Source organism: Flavitalea flava (assembly GCF_054461575.1).
Window position 1 is genome coordinate 109870 of sequence record NZ_JBTLQH010000024.1, and the last position, 6439, is coordinate 116308.

Sequence of the window (6439 nt, forward strand, 5' to 3'; positions counted from 1 at the left end):
CCAAATTTGCAGCCCTTAGCATGAAGACGAAAAGAAAAACGCTTAAATACTGGATCGGTCAGATCCATCTCTGGCTTGGACTCGCTTCCGGGCTGGTCGTGCTGATCGTGAGCATTACCGGATGCCTTTTTGTATTTCAAAAGGATATAACGGAATTTGTTTATAAGGATATCTATTTCGTAAAACCTGTGCTGACTGCAACACTTCCGCTAAGTCGACTTCAAAAGACTGCTCAGGAAGCCCTGGGAGCTGCTCAACCCATCGAAGGGATCACGGCCTACCGGCAGCCTGACCGGGCCTGGGAATTTATGGCCTATAAAAACAATGATACGGCCCTTACCTATTTTGGTGCCATGGAGTATTTCCGGTCTGTACTTGTTAATCCCTATACGGGTGAGGTGACAGGGATACGGGATTATAAATATGATTTTTTTTCGATCGTAAAATATATTCACTGGAGCCTTTTGCTGAACACCCCGTATGGCCAGCCCATCGTTGGTTGGAGTACGCTGACCTTTGTCCTGCTCCTGATCACCGGGCTGGTATTATGGTGGCCAAAAAAATGGACAAAAGCCTTTAAAGACAGAAGTTTTAAGATTAATTGGAAGGCCAGTTTCAAACGGGTAAATTATGATATGCATAATGTACCGGGGTTTTACAGTCTGCTGCCAGCCTTAATAATTTCCCTGACAGGAATGGTCTTTGCCTTTGGATGGTTCCAATCCCTGGTATATGCTGCAGCATCCGGAACGACCTCTCCTCCTGTGCAGATCGTTGTAAAATCTGTACCGCCGGCAGCAGATTCTGTAAAGACGATAGGTTTCAATCCATTCGATATCGCATTTAAAGAAGCTTTTGTCCAACTACCCGGTTCGGAACGGATCGGTTTATCCCCTGCTTCCGGAAAAGAAGGAACGATCTATGCTTTTGGTTACAAAGGGAAACAAGTCTATTATGGTTCAGATCTGCTTCAATTCGATCAATATTCAGGCAAGCTATTGCACCGGAGAAATAATTCCGAAAAGAACCGGGGCGAACGCCTGATTGAAATGAATTATGATATTCATGTGGGCGCCATCGGCGGCCTGACCGGAAAAATACTGGCTTTTATCATTAGCCTGATCTGTGCCAGCCTGCCGCTAACCGGCTTTTTGGTCTGGTGGGGGAAAAGAAAGAAAAAGCATATCCCAAAACCGAAATCTGCGGCGCTCCTCGCAGCAGTTAGATAAGCCCATTACATATCCGTATTTTTATAGGGCAGTGGTACAGGAATTGCAATATTCCAGGTTCATCTCACTAAAAATACGCTTCCTATGATAAAATACGATGCGATCATTATCGGTTCCGGTCAGGCAGGGAATCCGCTCGCTAAAAAACTGGCCGCAGCAGGCTGGAAATGCGCCCTTATCGAAAAAAAATGGGTGGGCGGAACCTGTATAAATGTAGGCTGCACTCCTTCCAAGACGATGATCACTTCCGGCCGTATTGCCCACCTTTTAAAAAGAAGTAAAGACTTCGGCATTCATACGAATGGATATTCCATTAACATGGAGGAGATCCGGCGAAGAAAGGAAGAGGTCGTTGTATCTTTTCGGGAAAGCGGTACCAGGGGATTGTTACAGACCCCCAATCTTGAACTGTTGTTTGGAAATGCCGTTTTTTCAGGGCCAAAGGAAGTCACCCTTACCAGGGAGGATGGGTCCCGGGATACATTGAAGGCAGATAAGATATTCATCAATACCGGGTTAAAACCTTTCCTGCCCCCTGTTCCAGGTCTCAGTAAAATCAATTATCTTACTTCCTCGTCCATCATGGACCTTTCAATAATACCTGCCCATCTCATTATTATGGGCGGTAGTTACATTGCCCTGGAATTTGGCCAGTTATTCAGAAGACTGGGAAGTGAAGTAACGATCATTGAGAGAGGAGAAAAATTTCTGGCAAAAGAAGATGATGATATTGCCGGTGAAATAAAAAAAATACTCGAAGAAGAAGGGGTTACTATTTTGGTGAATACCAGGGTTGCCGGAATTTCCAATAATCGCGATAATGGTAACGTTGAAAATGATAATTCCGACAATATTGTCCTGGATATTACGACAGGACCGGTAGGTCATGAAAACGGATTTATTAGCGGATCCCATGTCCTGGTAGCAACGGGAAGAATACCCGATACGGCAGCCCTGAATCCGGGTGCAGCTGGTATTGAGCTGGACTCCCATGGTTTTATAAAGGTCAATGATAAACTGGAAACCAATGTAGCGGGGATTTATGCCCTCGGTGATGTAAAAGGGGGACCGGCATTTACACATGTTTCCTATAATGACCACCTGATCGTAGCCAGGAATCTCCTTGAAAAGGGGGAGGAAAGTATAACAAACAGGATATCGGTTTATTGTATGTTCACCGATCCGGAATTGGGAAGAATCGGATTGTCGGAGAAGGAGGCCCTGGAAAAAGGTTTACGAATAAAGGTGGCCAGATTGCCTGTCAGTCATGTAGCCAGGGGAATCGAAACAAATGAGACGCGCGGATTGTTAAAAGCGATTGTGGATGCCGATACCAAAAAAATACTGGGCGCCTCTATTCTGGCTCCGGAAGGAGGGGAATTAATGAGCGTATTGCAAATGGCGATCATGGGTGATATTACCTACGATAGGATCAGGGATGCTGTCTTTGCACATCCTACCTTTGCAGAGTCGCTGAATAACCTGTTCCTGGCTATGGATAAAGAGAAGTAAAATTAGGGGAATGAAGTAAAACAGATGATCGAAAAGATGATCGAAGTAAAAAATATAACCAAAACATTTATCGGATTTAAGGCTGTGGATGATGTTTCCTTTTCTGTTAAAGAAGGGGAGAATACGGTATTTCTGGGAAAAAGTGGTTGCGGTAAAACAACCCTGCTCAAAATGATCAACCGGCTTATTGAACCTACGCAGGGCGAGATCCGGATAGCAGGAAAAAGGATCGATGAACAGACTCCCGCCACCCTACGGAAGGGCATTGGTTATGTCTTGCAAAACACCGGTTTGTTTCCTCATTATACGGTATCGGAAAATATCGGAATGGTTCCCGGATTGTTGAACTGGGATAAAAAGAAAATCCATGCACGCACCATCGACCTGATGGAAAAACTTCACCTTCCCCCAGCCCAATATTTGTCCAGTTACCCGCATGAATTAAGCGGCGGTCAGCAGCAAAGAGTGGGCCTGGCCAGGGCGTTGGCTGCCAATCCTCCTATCCTGCTGATGGACGAACCTTTTGGGGCACTCGATCCTATTACCCGAACCAGCGTAAAAAAGGATTTCAGGGAACTGGATGAATTGAAGAATAAGACCATCATTCTCGTTACCCATGACGTACAGGAGGCCTTTGAATTAGGCGACCGGATTTGTCTGCTGGATAAAGGGAAAATAGTACAGGATGGCAAACCGCATCAGTTATTATTTGAGCCGGCAACTAACTATGTAAAGGAATTTTTTGATGATCAGCGTTTACTCCTGGAAATGAAAGTCGTTTCGCTGGAACTGCTCTGGCCTTACCTGGTCGATATTTCAGATATTCCGGGTTCGGACGGAAGGGATCCGGGTTGGGACGGCAGCGATCCGGGTTTGGACGGCAGCGATCCGGGTTTGGACACAAGTGAGGAAAAGATTAGCACCGGCCAGCCCATGTTATTTTCAACAGAAGATAACCTTTGGAAGGTTCTGGAATTTTTGTCCGTATCGAAAGACAATCATCAACGAAAAAATCAAGGGAGCAATGGAAGTAACGATAATTGCATCCGTATCGGGGACCGAAGAACAGGCCAGTTCAAACAAACGGATCAAAAGTCCCTGCTGGATGCATTTTTTCATGTCAAGAAAGGAACGTACTGATGGAGCAATCACAAGGCCTTTGGTCATTCATACAACAGCAGTCCGGTAAATTGCTGCAGCAAACGCTTGAACACCTGGGATTGACATTTATTTCATTAATAATTGCCGTGCTTATCGGCCTGCCGCTTGGTATCTATATTACCCGGCGAAAAAAAGCCGCGGGATTTGTCCTTGGAGTGGCAGGCATTCTGCAAACCATTCCCAGCATAGCTCTCCTGGGATTTATGATCCCCCTTTTGGGGATCGGGCCGATACCCGCTATTGCCGCCCTATTTTTATATGCCCTGCTTCCGATTATCCGCAATACCTATACCGGTATTAACGGGGTAGATCCGAATGTCAGGGAAGCTGCTATGGCTATGGGTATGAACAGATCCCAGGTGCTGCTCAAAGTAGAACTCGTATTGGCTTTCCCGGTGATCATGGCAGGAATAAGGACTGCCACAGTGATCAATGTAGGGGTCGGCACGCTTGCCGCCTATATTGCGGCTGGTGGTCTGGGTGAGTTTATCTTCGGAGGCATTGCGCTGAACAATACCAATATGATCCTGGCCGGTGCTATTCCTGCTGCCTTGCTGGCGATCGTGCTGGATTTTATTCTTTCGCTGGTTCAGAAAATGAGCCGCAAAAGATTACGGGTAGCCGTATGGGCGATGCCGTTAATAATGATAGTATTGTCATCTTTCTATCTGCTTCCTTTAGGATATTCTTCCAGGTTACTGGCAGGCTTCACTCCGGAATTCATGGGAAGAAAAGATGGTGATATCGGGCTTCGCTCCATATATGGTCTGCAAATCAGAACCGTGGTCATCAGTGATGCGGTCATGTATAAGGCCGCATACGAAAAAAAACTGGATGTCATCAGCGGGTATAGCACCGACGGGAGATTAAAAGCCTATGACCTGACTGTTTTAAAGGACGATAAAAAAATATTTCCCCCTTATTATGCCGCACCAGTGATCCGCACGGCCGTATTGGACCAATATAAAGAACTGGAACCGGTATTGAATCTGCTCTCCGGCAGGATCAATGATTCCGTTATGACGGAATTGAATTACCGGGTCGATTATGCCAAAGAATCTCCTGAAAAGGTTGCCATGGACTTCCTGGTCGAAAAGGGATTGTATAAGGCCCCACGGTTAGGTGAGAAGGGGACGATCCGGTTAGGCTCAAAGATATTTGCCGAGCAATATATTTTAATAAATATGTATGCCATGCTGATAAAAGGGTATACGGATCTCCGGGTGGAAACAAAAACCGGATTGGGCGGAACAAAAATTTGTTTTGAAGCGTTGGAGAATAACAAAATCGATATGTATCCTGAATATACAGGAACCGCCCTTCTCGCCATTCTTCAGGCTTCGGCAGAAACTACAGGAAGACTGAGGGGTGACAGGGATAGCGTATACAATTATGTGCAGCGCCGGTTCGGGGAAAAATACCAGTTGTCCTGGCTGTCTCCTATTGGGTTTAATAATGCCTATGCCTTGATGATGCGGAGGGAGCAGGCGGAAAAATTAGGTATTCGTTCTATATCCGATCTGGCCGGATACCTGAAAAAAAACAAATTATGATTTTCATTGAACAATACCAGGCTGTCCGGAAAGCAACCGAAGCTATCTGCCGGCCGCTCCAGACGGAGGATTATGTAGTTCAGCCCATTGGGGATGTAAGTCCGCCAAAATGGCATCTTGGGCATACTACCTGGTTCTGGGAAACTTTTGTATTGTCAAAATACAAACCGGGTTACCTTGTCTTCCATCCGGATTACAATTTCGTTTTCAACAGTTATTATGAAACCATCGGGGCAAGGGTCATTCGTACCGACCGGGGCAATCTGAGCAGGCCCTCGGTACAGGACGTTTACCGGTACCGGGAATATGTAGACCGGGAGATGATTGAATTATTGTCTTCCGGATCCGATATAGGGGTGTCTGAAGAATTTCGCCAAACGGTCCTTCTGGGTCTGAATCACGAACAGCAACACCAGGAATTACTCTGGACGGATATCAAATATATATTGGGTCATAACCCTCTTTTCCCGGCCTGGTCGGATCAGGAAAAGAGCCCTGACGGCGCGGCTGGGCCGGCTCATCCGGATGATTCTGCACATCCCGATGGACACACTCGTCCGGATAGTTCCGCTGAGATAATCGATAAATTTATCCGGATTCCGGCTGGCATGGTTGAAATAGGATTTGAGGGGGATGGATTTTGTTTCGATAATGAACAGGCCCGCCACAAAGTTTACCTGAATGAGTTTAGTATAGCGTCCTCCCTGGTCACCAACGGTGAATATCTTGCCTTTATCCTTGCAGGCGGATATAGTGATTTTCGATTTTGGCATGCGGAAGGCTGGGACTGGGTAAAGAACAATACTATTTCAGCTCCTTTATACTGGCATTTTATAGAAGGAGCATGGTTTAATTATACCCTTCGTGGATTAAAACCGGTAGTGATGAATGAGTCTCTTTGTCATATCAGCTATTATGAGGCAGCGGCCTACGCCGCCTGGGTGGGCATGCGTTTGCCCACTGAGTGGGAATGGGAAGCCTCAT

5 protein-coding genes are annotated in these 6439 nt (G+C 46.1%); all 5 read left to right on the forward strand.

Annotated elements, in window-relative coordinates; genetic code table 11:
• Positions 1-20 precede the first annotated feature (20 nt).
• Positions 21-1229 (forward strand): PepSY-associated TM helix domain-containing protein, encoded by a 1209-nt coding sequence (locus ACX0G9_RS19950; protein ID WP_459066718.1) that lies wholly within the window; start codon positions 21-23, stop codon positions 1227-1229.
• Between the two features lie 84 nt (positions 1230-1313).
• Positions 1314-2741: a mercuric reductase gene (locus ACX0G9_RS19955; protein ID WP_459066719.1), complete on the forward strand. Its 1428-nt coding sequence runs from the start codon at positions 1314-1316 to the stop codon at positions 2739-2741.
• 36 nt (positions 2742-2777) lie between these two features.
• The gene (locus ACX0G9_RS19960; protein ID WP_459066720.1) at positions 2778-3881 is read left to right on the forward strand and encodes an ABC transporter ATP-binding protein; all 1104 of its coding nucleotides are present in this window, start codon (positions 2778-2780) and stop codon (positions 3879-3881) included.
• A complete protein-coding gene (locus ACX0G9_RS19965; protein WP_459066721.1) occupies positions 3881-5455 on the forward strand; it encodes an ABC transporter permease/substrate-binding protein in 1575 nt (524 codons plus the stop codon). The genes ACX0G9_RS19960 and ACX0G9_RS19965 overlap by 1 nt, the downstream gene beginning before the upstream one ends.
• On the forward strand, positions 5452-6439 hold a 988-nt coding region (egtB, locus tag ACX0G9_RS19970; RefSeq protein WP_459066722.1), incomplete at its 3' end, for an ergothioneine biosynthesis protein EgtB. The genes ACX0G9_RS19965 and egtB, both read left to right, overlap by 4 nt.

Excerpts from the sequence above, each read along its gene's own strand:
- ACX0G9_RS19960 (WP_459066720.1), top strand. The coding sequence starts at position 2,778 with ATGATCGAAGTAAAAAATATAACCAAAACATTTATCGGATTTAAGGCT.
- ACX0G9_RS19955 (WP_459066719.1), top strand. The coding sequence starts at position 1,314 with ATGATAAAATACGATGCGATCATTATCGGTTCCGGTCAGGCAGGGAAT.
- ACX0G9_RS19950 (WP_459066718.1), top strand. The coding sequence starts at position 21 with ATGAAGACGAAAAGAAAAACGCTTAAATACTGGATCGGTCAGATCCAT.
- ACX0G9_RS19965 (WP_459066721.1), top strand. The coding sequence starts at position 3,881 with ATGGAGCAATCACAAGGCCTTTGGTCATTCATACAACAGCAGTCCGGT.